The organism is Aeromonas sp. 159, assembly GCF_963862045.1.
In the GTDB taxonomy this organism is placed as follows: Bacteria; Pseudomonadota; Gammaproteobacteria; order Enterobacterales; family Aeromonadaceae; genus Aeromonas; species Aeromonas veronii.
The window spans coordinates 1-13,532 of sequence record NZ_CAWLMI010000017.1; the positions used below are offsets into that span (position 1 = coordinate 1).

At 58.2% G+C, this 13,532-nt stretch carries 8 protein-coding genes; 3 read left to right on the plus strand and 5 right to left on the minus strand.

Annotation, left to right across the window (positions count from 1 at the left end):
* The coding region (locus tag AACR14_RS03335; RefSeq protein WP_026034903.1) for an AAA family ATPase at window positions 1–781 on the minus strand (781 nt) is incomplete at its 3' end.
* A 182-nt stretch (window positions 782–963) separates the two neighbouring features.
* Between AACR14_RS03335 and fadI the strand changes: the two genes are divergently transcribed.
* Window positions 964–2,274 carry an acetyl-CoA C-acyltransferase FadI gene (fadI, locus tag AACR14_RS03340; RefSeq protein ID WP_019445115.1) on the plus strand — a complete coding sequence of 437 codons (1,311 nt, stop codon included), beginning with the start codon at window positions 964–966 and terminating at the stop codon, window positions 2,272–2,274.
* On the plus strand, window positions 2,274–4,421 hold the full coding sequence (fadJ, locus tag AACR14_RS03345; RefSeq protein ID WP_026034904.1) for a fatty acid oxidation complex subunit alpha FadJ: 2,148 nt from the start codon (window positions 2,274–2,276) through the stop codon (window positions 4,419–4,421). Before fadI ends, fadJ begins: the two co-directional genes overlap by 1 nt.
* 159 nt (window positions 4,422–4,580) lie before the next feature.
* On the opposite strand, the gene AACR14_RS03350 is transcribed toward fadJ, so the two are convergent.
* The 4 genes from AACR14_RS03350 to AACR14_RS03365 form a co-directional block, all read right to left on the minus strand.
* The gene (locus AACR14_RS03350) at window positions 4,581–6,101 is read right to left on the minus strand and encodes a SpoVR family protein (RefSeq protein ID WP_019445117.1); all 1,521 of its coding nucleotides are present in this window, start codon (window positions 6,099–6,101) and stop codon (window positions 4,581–4,583) included.
* A gap of 9 nt (window positions 6,102–6,110) precedes the next feature.
* Window positions 6,111–7,382, minus strand: coding sequence for a YeaH/YhbH family protein (locus AACR14_RS03355; RefSeq protein ID WP_019445118.1), 1,272 nt, complete (start codon window positions 7,380–7,382; stop codon window positions 6,111–6,113).
* Between the two features lie 23 nt (window positions 7,383–7,405).
* Window positions 7,406–9,328 carry a PrkA family serine protein kinase gene (locus AACR14_RS03360; protein ID WP_005333223.1) on the minus strand — a complete coding sequence of 641 codons (1,923 nt, stop codon included), beginning with the start codon at window positions 9,326–9,328 and terminating at the stop codon, window positions 7,406–7,408.
* Between the two features lie 591 nt (window positions 9,329–9,919).
* Window positions 9,920–11,836 (minus strand): RecQ family ATP-dependent DNA helicase, encoded by a 1,917-nt coding sequence (locus AACR14_RS03365; protein WP_019445119.1) that lies wholly within the window; start codon window positions 11,834–11,836, stop codon window positions 9,920–9,922.
* Window positions 11,837–12,191: 355 nt separating this feature from the next.
* Here AACR14_RS03365 and sstT point away from each other — a divergent pair, with 355 nt between their 5' ends.
* The gene (gene sstT / locus AACR14_RS03370) at window positions 12,192–13,442 is read left to right on the plus strand and encodes a serine/threonine transporter SstT (protein ID WP_005351744.1); all 1,251 of its coding nucleotides are present in this window, start codon (window positions 12,192–12,194) and stop codon (window positions 13,440–13,442) included.
* Window positions 13,443–13,532: the final 90 nt, after the last annotated feature.

The following is a 13,532-nucleotide window of genomic DNA, read 5'->3' on the forward strand; positions in this document are numbered from 1 at the left end:
GGGCGGAGCGAGCCAGCCCCAACGTGGCGCGAGGGCTGGCTCCCACGGCAATCAATGGCTCAAGGGCAGGGCACAGGCCGCTGCCCGGGCGAGTGGCGCAGACCAGCTCCACCAGATAGTGCTCCAGTCGGCTTTGCATGGTCACTGCCTGCACTTCGCTGCGGGCATGCTGCAAGCTGGTCTGACTCAGGGTCACTGGCGCCGCGCCAAGTTGTTCACCGCTGGCGTTGAGCTGCAAGATGGCGAGCTCCATCGTGGGGCTCGGGTAATCCACCAACAGCTTGAGCAGAAAGCGGTCGAGCTGGGCCTCCGGCAGTGGATAGGTTCCCTCCTGTTCGATGGGGTTCTGGGTGGCGGCCACCATAAAGAGAGGTGGCAGCCGCCAGCTCTTTTTGCCCACGGTGATCTGGTGTTCGGCCATGGCTTCCAGCAGCGCTGATTGCACCTTGGCCGGCGCCCGGTTGATCTCGTCCGCCAGCACCAGATGGTTGAAGAGGGGGCCTGGCTGGAAAACAAAACTGGCATCCTGCGGGTGAAACACCTCGCTGCCGGTGAGATCGGCAGGAAGCAGATCGGGGGTGAACTGGATACGGGCAAAGCGCCCCTCGACGGCGCCAGCGAGCGCCTTGACGGCGCGGGTTTTGGCCAGCCCGGGGGCACCTTCGATTAACACATGTCCTTCACATAACAGGGCGATCATGAGCCCTTCTATTAGCTCCTCCTGTCCCAGGATCTGACTGCCAAGATAGTCCCTAAGCGCTCTGAACTCCGCCGCTGCCATGCGATAAACCCGTTGTTTTTATGGAAGTTGATCTTTTTATACTCCAGTTGCTCCCCAAGGGCGAGCAAAGGGGCCTTGCCGTGCTTAATTTAGTTTCAATCAGCTGTATGAAACTTGTGATTGGATTGTTAAGATGTGGCGCAATGAGGTCAGACCTCTGCCTTTTAAACCAAGGAGCCAGGATGAAACAGCCATTGAAACTGACGACTCGCCAGGGCGAACGGATTGCCGTCGTGGCGGGGCTGCGTACCCCCTTTGCCAAGCAGGCCACCGCCTTTCATGGCGTGCCTGCAGTCGATCTCGGCAAACTGGTGGTGAGCGAGATGCTTGCCCGTACCGATCTCGACCCCAAGCTTATCGACCAGCTGGTGTTTGGTCAGGTGGTACAGATGCCGGAAGCCCCCAACATTGCCCGCGAGATCGTGCTCGGTACCGGCATGAGCGTCAATACCGATGCCTATAGCGTCTCCCGCGCCTGCGCCACCAGCTTTCAGGCGGTGGCCAACGTCACCGAATCCATCATGGCCGGTACGGTAGACATCGCCATCGCCGGTGGTGCGGATTCCTCCTCCGTGCTCCCTATCGGAGTGAGCAAGAAGCTGGCCCGCGCCCTGGTGGATCTCAACAAGGCGCGCAATCTGCAGCAGCGCTTCAATATTCTTCGTCAGTTGCGGGTCAAGGATCTGCTGCCGGTACCGCCTGCTGTGGCGGAATATTCGACCGGTCTCTCCATGGGACAGACCGCTGAGCAGATGGCCAAGAGTCACCAGATCAGCCGCGAGGCGCAAGATGCGCTGGCTCATCGCTCCCACACCCTGGCCGCGCAGGCTTGGGCTGATGGCAAGCTGAGCGGCGAGGTGTTTACTGCCCATGTACCGCCTTACAAGTCACCGCTGGAGCGGGACAACAATATCCGTGAAAGCTCGGATCTGGCGAGCTACGCCAAGCTCAAGCCGGTGTTTGACCGGGTTCATGGCACAGTGACGGCGGCCAACGCCACCCCGCTGACCGATGGCGCCGCCGCCGTGCTGCTGATGCGGGAAGGTCGGGCGAAAGAGCTTGGCCTCGAACCGCTTGGCTATATCCGCAGCTTCGCCTTCTCGGCCATCGATGTGTGGCAAGACATGCTGATGGGGCCCTCCTACGCTACGCCGCTGGCGCTGGACAGAGCTGGTATCACGCTCGGTGATCTGACCCTGATCGACATGCACGAAGCCTTTGCCGCCCAGACTCTGGCCAACCTCAAGATGTTTGCCAGCCACGATTTTGCCCGTGACAAGCTGGGCCGCGATCAGGCCATCGGCGAGGTGGACATGGAGAAGTTCAACGTCCTCGGTGGTTCGCTGGCCTATGGCCACCCCTTTGCCGCGACCGGTGCGCGGATGATCACCCAGACCCTGCACGAGCTGCGTCGTCGCGGCGGGGGATTGGGGCTCAACACCGCTTGTGCGGCGGGTGGATTGGGCGTGGCTATGGTGTTGGAGGTTGAATGATGAGCGCTAAGACTTTTTCCCTGGATGTTCGCAAAGATGGCATCGGCATCCTCACCATGGATGTGCCGGGTGAGAGCATGAATACCCTGAAGGCCGCCTTTGTGGAGGAGATCCGCACCGTGCTGGCCGAAGTGAAACGCAACAAGGATTTGATCGGTCTGGTGATCACCTCCGGCAAGAAGGACTCCTTCATCGCCGGTGCTGATATCACCATGCTGGCCGCCTGCACCAGTGCCAAGGATGCCGAGACCCTGTCACGAGAAGGGCAGGAGATCTTTGCCGAGATCGAGGGGCTGACCATTCCGGTGATCGCCGCCATTCACGGCCCCTGCCTCGGTGGCGGGCTGGAGCTGGCGCTGGCCTGTCATGGTCGGGTGGTGACCGATCACGGTAAAACCGTGCTGGGATTGCCGGAAGTGCAGCTCGGTCTGTTGCCGGGTTCTGGCGGTACCCAGCGTCTGCCACGTCTCATCGGGGTGGCCAAGGCACTGGATCTGATGCTGACCGGCAAGCAGGTGCGGGCCAAACAGGCCAAGAAATTGGGGCTGGTGGACGATGTGGTGCCCCCTTCCATCCTGTTGGATGCCGCTATCAAGCTGGCCAAGAAGGGCAAACCGCGCCATCAGTTGAAACGGGATCTGCAGGGCAAGGTGCTGGAGACCAACAAGTTGGGTCGCAAGGTGCTGTTCGATCAGGCCAGCAAGGGGGTGAAAGCCAAGACCCGTGGCAACTACCCGGCGCCGGAGCGGATCCTGGATGTTGTGCGCATCGGCGTGGAGGAGGGGATGAAGGCCGGTCTGGCCGCTGAATCCCGCCACTTTGGCGAGCTGGTGATGACTGCTGAGTCTGCCGCCCTGCGTTCCATCTTCTTTGCCACCACCGAGATGAAGAAAGAGGTCACCTATCAGGGGGCCGAGCCGCGCAAGGTGGCCCATGCCGCCGTGCTGGGCGGTGGTCTGATGGGGGGCGGCATTGCGTTCGTCACCGCTACCAAGGCGGGCGTGCCGGTGCGGATCAAGGATGTGGCAAGTAGTGGCATCGGCAATGCCATGCGCTACAGCTACGACATTCTGGCCAAGAAGCTCAAGCGCCGTCACATCCTGCGCAGCGAATTGGAAAAGCAGATGAGCCTGTTGACCGGTACCCTCGACTACTCCGGTTTCCACCGGGTCGACATGGTGGTGGAGGCGGTGTTTGAAGATCTCGCGCTCAAACACCAGATGGTGAAAGACGTGGAGCGTGAGTGCGGTGAGCACACAGTGTTTGCCTCCAACACCTCTTCCCTGCCCATCAACCAGATTGCGGCAGAGGCGGCGCACCCGGAGCGAGTCGTGGGGCTGCACTACTTCAGCCCGGTGGACAAGATGCCGCTGGCGGAGATCATCCCCCACGCTGGCACCAGTGCCGAGACGGTCGCCACCACTCTGGCCTTTGCCCGTGCTCAGGGTAAAACGCCTATCGTGGTGAAGGACGAAGCCGGTTTCTACGTCAACCGCATCCTGGCGCCCTACATGAACGAAGCGGCGCGACTGGTGCTGGAAGGGGAGCCGGTGGAGGTGCTGGATAGCGCGCTGCTGGACTTTGGCTTCCCGGTTGGCCCCATCACCTTGCTCGATGAGGTCGGTATCGACGTGGGCGCCAAGATCTCCCCCATTCTCGAGAAAGAGCTGGGCGGCGAGCAGTTCCAGGCGCCCAAGGCGTTCGACAAACTACTGCAAAATGATCGCAAGGGACGCAAGAACGGCAAGGGCTTCTACCTCTATGGCAAGGCGGCACCGCGCAACAAGCTGACTGGCAAAGAGGGCAAGAAGACGGTGGACGAGAGCGTCTATGGCGTGCTCGGCATCAAGCCGTCTGCCAAGCTGGCTTGTCAGGAAATCGCCGAGCGCTGCGTGTTGCTGATGCTCAACGAAGCGGCCATGGCGTTGGATAGCGGTGTGGTGGCGTCGGCCCGTGATGGCGATATCGGCGCCATCTTCGGCATTGGTTTCCCGCCTTTCCTTGGCGGCCCGTTCCGTTATATGGACACGCTCGGGATCGATCATCTGGTTGGCCGTCTGGAGTATTACCAGAAGCGCCACGGCGACCGGTTCGCCCCCTGTGCCCGCCTCAAGGCGATGGCCGCAGAGCAGCAGACCTTCTACTGATAACCGCTGCAGATTGACCGCAAGACCACGAGGCCCGCACCCCATGCGGGCCTCTTTCTATGTTGTGGTTTGTTCGGGTTATGCTGCGATGATGCAGGCAGAGGCGAAAGCTGATAAAAAAACGGCCCACTGAAGTGGGCCATTTGCGAGGTGGTAAGCTTAGATACCCGGTTTGCGCTCCGGGCAGCGGCCGATAATATCGGGTGGCAGCTCGCCGTTATCCTGCTCCAGCACTACATCAAACCCCCACAGTTGATGCAGGTGTTTGAGCACCTCATGGCGAGAGTCGCCAAGGGGGATGCGGTTGTGGGGCACATAGCGCAGGGTGAGGGAGCGATCCCCCTTCACGGCGACGTTGTAGACCTGAATATTGGGTTCCAGATTGCTGAGGTTGTATTGGGCCGACAGGGTATTGCGCACCTGACGGTACCCTTCGTCATTGTGGATGGCGGAGACCTTCAGATAGTTCTTCAGATCGTCGTCATCAATGGCGAACAACTTCATATCCCGCATCACTTTCGGGCTTAAGAACTGGCTGATAAAGCTCTCGTCCTTGAAGTTTTGCATGGCAAAGTGGAGGGTTTCGACCCAGTTGCTACCGGCATAGTCGGGGAACCAATATCTATCTTCCTCGGTCGGGTTCTCGCAGATGCGGCGCAGGTCGGTAAACATGGCAAACCCCAGCGCATAGGGGTTGATCCCCGAGTAGTAGCGGCTGTTGTAGGCCGGTTGATAGACCACGTTGGTGTGGCTGTGGAGCACCTCCATCATGAAGCGATCGCTCAGTTTTCCCTCGTCATAGAGGTGGTTGAGGATGGTGTAGTGCCAGAAGGTGGCCCACCCCTCGTTCATCACCTGGGTCTGCTTTTGCGGATAGAAATACTGACTGATCTTGCGCACGATGCGCACCACTTCCCGCTGCCAGGGCTCCAGCAAGGGGGCATTCTTCTCGATGAAGTAGAGAATGTTCTCCTGGGGTTCGGCGGGGTAGCGCCTGTCCTCCACACCCGCGGCTTTATGCTGCTTGGGCAGGGTACGCCACAGCTCGTTGACCTGAGTCTGAAGATAATCTTCCCGCGCCTTCTGACGCCGCTTCTCCTCAGCCATCGAGATCTTCTGGGGACGCTTGTAGCGATCCACCCCGAAGTTCATCAGGGCATGGCAGGAGTCGAGCAGTTGTTCCACCGCCTCGATGCCATGCTTCTCTTCACACTGGGTGATGTAGTTCTTGGCGAACAGCAGGTAGTCGATGATGGAGGAGGCATCGGTCCAGGCCTTGAACAGGTAGTTGTTCTTGAAGAAGGAGTTGTGACCGTAGCAGGCGTGTGCCATCACCAGCGCCTGCATCGGCATGGTGTTCTCCTCCATCAGGTAGGCGATGCAGGGATCGGAGTTGATGACGATCTCGTAGGCCAGCCCCATCTGGCCGCGCTTGTAGTTGCGCTCGGTATGGATAAAGCGCTTGCCGAACGACCAGTGTTGATAGCCGATGGGCATGCCGACGCTGGAGTAGGCATCCATCATCTGCTCGGCGGTGATCACCTCGATCTGATTGGGGTAGGTGTCCAGCTTGTAGAAACGGGCGACCCGGGCGATCTCCTGGTGATAGGTCTCCAGCAGATCGAAGTTCCAGTCTGGTCCGTCATCCAGTGGCGCTACACGTTTTTCTGTTTCGATCATGTGACCTCCTCACGCCGCTTGTTTCTTGAACAGCTCGCGGAACACCGGATAGATATCCTCGACCTTGCGAATGTGCTCCATCGCAAAGTGGGGGAACTGGCTGGCTACCGACTCATATTCGTGCCACAGGGTCTGGTGGGCACGGGTGGTGATCTCGATGTAGGAGTAGTACCGCACCCTTGGCATGATGTCCCGCGCCAGAATTTCACGGCACTGCGGTGAGTCATCAGCCCAGTTGTCACCATCCGACGCCTGCGCCGCATAGATGTTCCACTGGTTGGCGGGGTAACGCTCATTGATGATGTCATTCATCATCTTGAGGGCGCTGGATACGATGGTGCCGCCTGTCTCCTGGGAGTAGAAGAACTCGTGCTCGTCCACCTCCTTGGCCTGGGTATGGTGGCGGATATAGACCACCTCGACGTTCTTGTAGGTCCGGCTCAGGAACAGATAGAGCAGGATATAGAAACGCTTGGCCATCTCCTTGGTGGCCTGATCCATGGAGCCCGATACGTCCATCAGACAGAACATCACCGCCTGGCTGGAAGGGACGGGCCGTTTGACGAAGTTGTTGAACTTGAGATCGAAGGTGTCAATAAACGGCACCGCGTCGATCCGTCGTTTCAGCTCCCTGATCTCCTTCTCGAGCAGGGCGATTTCGGCAAAGTGCTCGTTGGGATCGGCGGCCAGCAGAGTCAGCCTATCTTCCAGTTCATGCAGTTGGCGTTTCTTGCCCGCTTGCAGCGCCATTCGCCGAGCCAGCGAATTTTGCAGGGAACGCACCACGTTGATGTTGGCGGGCACCCCGTTTGAGGTGTAGCCCGCCCGATAGGTTTTGACCTCCATCAGCTGATTGAGCTGGGTTTTCTGCAGCCTGGGCAGCTCCAGATCTTCAAACAGCAGATCGAGATACTCATCCTTGGAGATCTGGAACACGAAATCATCGGCCCCTTCACCCTGATTGGATGCCTGTCCCTCGCCGGAACCCTGTCCACCGCCCCCTCCTTTGGGGCGGTCAATCTTGTCGCCGGAGACGAACTGATCATTGCCGGGATGCACCATCTCCCGTTTACCGCCGTGCCCCTGATGAAAATGGGGCTCGCCGATATCCTTGGTCGGGATGCTGATGCTCTCGCCCTTGTCAACGTCCTGAATGCTGCGCTTGGAGACAGCATCCGAGACCGCTTGTTTTATCTGCTTCTTGTAGCGGCGGATGAAGCGCTGCCGATTGACAGCGCTTTTGTTTTTGCCGTTGAGCCTGCGGTCGATAAAATGCGCCATAACTCCCCCTTGAACAGTCAGGGTCAGGATGACTTGCGTACCCTGAGATACCATTCGGAGAGCAGTCGCACCTGTTTACGGGTGTAGCCTTTCTCCATCATCCGTTCGACAAAGTTATCGTGCTTCTTCTGCTCCTCGGCCGAGGTTTTGCTGTTGAAGGAGATAACCGGCAGCAGCTCTTCCGTGTTGGAGAACATCTTCTTCTCGATCACGGTGCGCAGCTTCTCGTAACTGGTCCAGTTGGGGTTACGGCCTGCATTGTTGGCCCGGGCACGCAGCACGAAGTTGACGATTTCGTTACGGAAATCTTTCGGGTTGCTGATCCCGGCGGGTTTTTCAATTTTCTCCAGCTCGCTGTTGAGAGACGCTCTGTCAAACAGCTGGCCGGTTTCGGGGTCACGGTACTCCTGATCCTGGATCCAGAAGTCGGCGTAGGTGACGTAGCGATCGAAGATGTTCTGACCGTACTCGGAGTAGGACTCGAGATAGGCGGTCTGGATCTCCTTGCCGATGAACTCCACATAGCGCGGGGTCAGATAGCCCTTGATGAACTCAAGGTAGCGATCGTGCAGCTCTTGCGGGAACTGTTCGCGCTCGATCTGCTGCTCCAGCACATAGAAGAGGTGCACCGGGTTGGCGGCCACTTCCGCGTGGTCGAAGTTGAAGACGCGGGAGAGGATCTTGAACGCAAAGCGGGTAGAGAGACCATTCATCCCCTCGTCCACACCGGCGTAGTCGCGATACTCCTGATAGCTCTTCGCCTTCGGATCGGTGTCCTTCAGACTTTCGCCATCATAGACCCGCATCTTGGAGTAGATGCTGGAGTTTTCCGGCTCTTTCAGCCGTGACAACACAGAGAACTGGCCCAGCAGCTCGAGGGTGCCCGGGGCGCATTTGGCCTCGGTCAATTCGCTGTTGATCAGCAGTTTTTCGTAGATCTTCACCTCTTCCGAGACGCGCAGGCAGTAAGGCACCTTGACGATGTAGACCCGGTCGAGGAAAGCTTCGTTGTTCTTGTTGTTGCGGAACTGCTGCCACTCGGATTCGTTGGAGTGGGCCAGCAGAATGCCGTCAAAGGGGAGGGCGGAGAGCCCCTCGGTACCGTTGTAGTTACCCTCCTGGGTTGCTGTCAGCAGCGGGTGCAGTACCTTGATAGGCGCCTTGAACATCTCCACAAACTCCATCACCCCCTGGTTCGCTTTACAGAGCGCACCTGAGTAGGAGTAAGCATCGGCGTCATCCTGGGCGAAGTGCTCCAGCATGCGGATGTCGACCTTGCCGACCAGTGAGGAGATGTCCTGGTTGTTGTCATCGCCCGGTTCCGTTTTGGCGATGGCAATCTGATCGAGAATGGAAGGGTTGACCTTCTCCACCTTGAACTTGGTGATGTCGCCGCCAAACTCGTGCAGGCGTTTTGCCACCCAGGGGGACATGATGGGACGCAGGTAGCGGCGCGGGATGCCGTACTCTTTTTCCAGGATCTCCCCATCCTCTTCGATGTCGAACAGGCAGAAGGGGTGATCGTTGACCGGTGAGCCCTTGATGCGATAGATGGGTACCTTCTGCATCAGGGATTTGAGTTTCTCTGCCAGCGAGGATTTACCGCCGCCAACGGGGCCCAGCAGATAGAGGATCTGTTTCTTCTCCTCCAGCCCCTGGGCGGAGTGTTTGAGGTAGGAGACGATCTGTTCGATGGCCTCTTCCATCCCGTAGAAATCCTTGAAGGCGGGATAGCGTGCCACGACGCGGTTGGAGAAGAGTCGGCTCAGTCTGGGGTTGGCTGAGGTGTCTACCATCTCCGGCTCACCAATGGCGGTCAGCAGACGTTCGGCTGCGGAGGCGTAGCAGGCTTTGTCCTGCTTACACATATCCAGGAACTCCTGGATGGTATATTCCTCTTCTCTCGCTTTTTCATATCGCTGTTGGTAATGCTCGAATATGCCCATAACTTTGCCCTCGTTATAGTCGCTTACCCTGAAAAAAGTGGATGACTGCTTTTGTGTTGTGCGCTTTTAAAGCCTAGTCAACAGACTCCAGTAATCCATCACGGTTGATAGGTTAAATTCTGAAGAAACCTGCCCGATCCTTGTGCGGGGAGGGTCAGTCAACAACACCGCTATGTTACTGACTGTTAAATTATTTTTGCCACGATAGTGAGGTAAATGTCAAAGACATAAAAAATAAATGTTTATGGGAAACAGGGAACTTATTGCGAAAAGATTAAGGGGTTTGACGAAAGGCAATGGGGCTGCGGGTTGGCGAGGTTATGGATGAGAATGTCATTACGTGAACGTCAACGTAAGTTACTTTGTTTGGAGTTTTGGCTCTAATTTTTACATTGACGCTACATTTTGAGTGCCCTAGATTGGCGATGTGTGAGCAGCAAGACGCTTTAGCAAGAGAGTTGACTGTTGCCTCACCAAGCTCTGTTTAAGCACGTTTCCGTTGGCTTGACCCTCGCAACCGCGAGGGTCTTCTTTTTCTGCGTCTGTAAACGCTTGTTTCTGCTGGTGGCTATTGACGCCGCCAGCACTCATCTAGCAAGGGTAGGCTTGTTGCACTGCCGCCAGGACGCGGGCAAACGGGTGGGCGGCCAATTGGCCTGCGCCCGCCAGCGATTTGGCCTTAACCCGGCTGGTCAACGGTGTGGCGATACCGCACAAGAAGCGGGCCAGAACACGAGCATCCACGAAACCGGTTTTAGTAATCAGCGGATCGCACCAGGCGCGGATCCCCGCCTCGTTTGGCATGGTCAGTGAGGGCAGGGGCGGGAGATGCGCCACCTCGCCGCGACAAACCGAACAGTGGCCACAATGAACCGGCGCCACCTCATCGGCAAAATAGCGGGCGAGGCGGTGGCTCAGGCACTCACTTGAGGTGAAAAAGTCGAGCATGGCTTGCAGTCTGGCCAGCTCACTCTGCTCTTTTTGCAGGAACAGGGCATGCAGGGCATTTGCTTCCTGCTCGTTGTCCCATTCCTGACGGGTGATCCGGTAGACCTCGGTCATCTGCTTGCTTTCAAGCTCGATCCAGCCTTGCTGCTGCAGGTAGTCGAGCGCCGCAACCGCCCGCTGTCGCTCCCCCTGATAGCCCTGCCAGAGGGCGTCAAAGTCCATGGTGCACCAACTGCGGGCTTGCGGGGCACAGGCGAACAGCTGCTCCAGAAACTGGCGGCGTTCCGGATTGAAGCGGCTCACTATCTCGCCTTTATCCAGCACAAACTTGAAGCGGTAATCTGCGTAGTAGCTGTAGGCCGGGGTGATGATGCCCGCCATCTCCAGATAGACCAGCAGGGTTTTAAGGGGCAACTGGCGTATATTGGTGTCGTTGGATAGGCGCAGCAGGGTGAATTCCCACTCGTTCCCGCTCTGCTTGATGATGGCAAGGAGCTGGAGGATGGCACTCAAATCCGGCGTATCGCCGTAGACGAAGTTCTCCAGCACCGGCAGCTGGCTCTGGTTGGCCAGCACGATACAGCGCGATGGCTGGCCATCCCGTCCGGCGCGGCCAATCTCCTGGCTGTAGTTCTCGATAGATTTTGGCAGATCGTAGTGAATGACCCGCCGGATATCCGCTTTGTCGATCCCCATGCCAAAGGCGATGGTGGCGACGATGCAGTCCACCTTGCCCGCCATGAAGTCGTGCTGGATCTGACTGCGCAGCGCCGAGTCGAGTCCGGCATGATAGGCGCGGGCGTTGATCCCTTCTCTAATGAGGTGCTCGGCACAGGCTTCGGCGGTGTGTTGCAAGGTGACGTAGACGATGGTGGGGGCCGTCGGATCGTTGGCCAACTCCTGCGCGAGCCAGCTATCCCGCGCGTCGGGCGACAGGGGAATGACGGCCAGATCAAGATTGGGGCGATAGAAACCGGTGACCACGACCCCCTCCGGCGCGATGCCGAATTTGGTCTGCATATCCTGAATCACCGCCGGTGTGGCGGTGGCCGTCAGCAGCAACACCTGTGGGATCTTCAGGTCATGGCGATAGCTCGGCAGCTTGAGGTAGTCGGGGCGAAAGTTGTGGCCCCACTCCGAGATACAGTGCGCCTCATCGACGACCATCAGCGAGAGCGGCACTTGCTGGATAAAGCGTCGAAAGCGCTCATTCTTGAGTCGCTCCACCGAGATCATCAGGATCTTGAGCTGTCCATCCAGCGCCTGCTGCATCACTCGTCGGCTCTCCTCCGGGCTCTGGCTTGAGTCGAGGGTAGCAGCGCTTATTCCCTTGCTTTTAAGGAAGGCGAGTTGATCGTGCATCAGCGCCAGCAGCGGCGAGATCACCAGGGTCAGGTGAGGCAGGGCGAGGGCAGGCAGTTGATAACAGAGGGACTTGCCGGAGCCGGTGGGAAAGATGGCGGCGGCACTCTGACCAGCCAGCACCCGGCTGATCACCGCCTCCTGACCTGGCCTGAGTGCGGAGAAACCAAAATATTGGTTGAGCAGGGATGTGATCATGGCAAGGCTCCGCAGCAAATGGGGGATGATAGCACAGCGATTCCGGTCATGGATGACACAGGAATGGTCGTGAGGGTGAGGGCAGAGAGTGTCGATAAAACGTACAAAAATGGGTGGTTGCGCTGTGGTTAAGGTTTTGTTGCGGTTTTTTGTGATGGAAACGGGATATTTTTTGGTGAGTCTCTGGAAAAAAAAGATGGCGAATGGGATATTCCGTCATGCAATCCGGTGACTGGCGGATCGGCCCGACAGAAGGCTGGCCACAGACACCACATTCGGGCGACAGGGGTCTCCCGATGAGTGGTTGCAGACAGGACTCATGATTCATGCACTACGGTGCTTAGGGACTTTTTTGATGACACAACAACACCCCCTCCTTCGGCTGGTCAATAGCACCAGCCTGGTCAGCCAGATCCTGGTTGGTCTGGTATTCGGTATCTTGCTGGCACTGTTTGCGCCCGAGTGGGCGAAAACGGCAGGTCTGCTTGGCAGTCTGTTCGTTGGTGCACTGAAAGCGGTAGCTCCGCTGCTGGTATTCGTACTGGTGATGGCGGCCATCATTGGTCACAAGCAGGGTCAGAAGACCAATATTCGCCCGCTGCTGGCGCTCTACCTGTTTGGTACCTTCTCTGCGGCCGTGGTCGCGGTGATTGCCAGCTTCCTGTTCCCCTCCAACCTCCATCTGGTGGCCAATACTGCCGAGATCACCCCGCCCGGCGGGATCACCGAGGTACTGCAGACCCTGCTGTTCAACGTGGTGACCAACCCGGTCAAGGCGCTGATGGATGCCAACTATATCGGTATTCTGGCGTGGGCCATCGGTCTGGGTATCGCCATGCGCCATGCCAACGAGAGCACCAAGGCGCTGATCACTGACCTGTCTCACGGTGTCTCCGCCATCGTGAAAGCGGTGATCCGCTGTGCTCCGCTCGGGATCCTGGGTCTGGTTGCTTCCACTCTGGCAGAGACCGGCTTTGACGCCCTGTTTGGCTATGCCCAACTGCTGGTGGTGCTGATCGGCTGCATGCTGTTTATCGCCTTCGTGGTCAACCCGTTGATCGTCTTCTGGAAGATCAAGCGCAACCCCTATCCACTGGTGCTGACTTGCCTCAAAGAGAGCGGTGTGACCGCCTTCTTTACCCGCAGCTCTGCCGCCAACATTCCGGTCAACATGGCGCTGTGTGAAAAACTGCGCCTGCCCAAAGATACCTACGCGGTCTCCATCCCGCTGGGTGCCACCATCAACATGGCGGGTGCGGCCATCACCATCACAGTGCTGGCCATGGCGGCGGTACATACCCTGGGGATGGAAGTGGACATGGCAACGGCCATTCTGCTCTCCGTGGTCGCCACCATCAGTGCCTGTGGCGCTTCCGGTGTGGCGGGCGGCTCCTTGCTGCTGATCCCGCTGGCCTGTAGCCTGTTTGGCATCAGCAATGACATCGCCATGCAGGTGGTAGCAGTCGGCTTTATCATCGGCGTGCTGCAGGATTCTGCCGAGACGGCGCTGAACAGCTCCACCGACGTGCTGTTCACCGCCGCTGCTTGCATGGCCGAAGATGAAACCCTGCTGGAACCTTCCGCGCTGCCCAGCAGCGAGGCGTGAGCCGGTAGCTCGATTTTTCGATTCAGCCCCTCTCTGTGAGGGGCTTTTTATATCAGCGGGCCTAAATGTGTTGAGGAGAGGAGTGCGCAA